The sequence below is a fragment of the Pseudomonas floridensis genome (genome assembly GCF_002087235.1).
GTDB lineage: Bacteria > Pseudomonadota > Gammaproteobacteria > Pseudomonadales > Pseudomonadaceae > Aquipseudomonas > Aquipseudomonas floridensis.
In genome coordinates this window covers 1-511 of sequence record NZ_MUIO01000168.1, presented here as the reverse complement: position 1 = coordinate 511, position 511 = coordinate 1, and the positions used below count along the sequence as shown (strand labels likewise).

The window sequence follows — 511 nt, the reverse complement described above, 5'->3', positions numbered from 1 at the left end:
GCCGGAGATGGATGGCTATCGGCTGACCACTGAAATCCGCAACGATCCTCGCTTGCGCGCCCTGTACATCGTGCTGCACACCTCGCTGTCCGGCAGCTTCAACGAATCGATGGTCAAAAAGGTCGGCTGTGACAACTTCCTGTCCAAGTTTCAGCCCGACAAGCTCGTCGAAGTGGTGCGCGAGCGCCTGCTGATGCTCGGCAACTGAAGCCCGATCTGATCGAGGCTGCCACCGGTTCCTTGTTCGTATAAGCTTTGCCGCTTTCGTCAAAGCTTATCGAGCCACCCAAGGAACAGGTCATGCTACGTCTGCGCTCTCTCTATCGTTTTCCTCTGAAATCATGCAAGGCGGAAATCCTGCAACGGGCGTCGTTCGACGACCTGGGGTTGGCGGGTGACCGACGCTGGATGCTGGTGGACGAAAGCACCGGCCGTTTTCTGACCCAGCGCGCTGTGGCGTCCATGTCGCAGTTGTCCGTGCTGTGGAACGCCAGTGGCGGAGTGACACTCA

Annotated in this window: 2 protein-coding genes; both read left to right on the top strand. The window is 58.5% G+C overall.

Translation table 11 applies throughout. The features are described from left to right. Window positions 1–208 (top strand): response regulator (locus BZK31_RS27540; protein ID WP_167378124.1); only part of this gene is annotated, 208 nt, incomplete at its 5' end. Window positions 209–300: 92 nt separating this feature from the next. Further along, window positions 301–511 (top strand): MOSC N-terminal beta barrel domain-containing protein (locus BZK31_RS27535; RefSeq protein ID WP_208617242.1); only part of this gene is annotated, 211 nt, incomplete at its 3' end.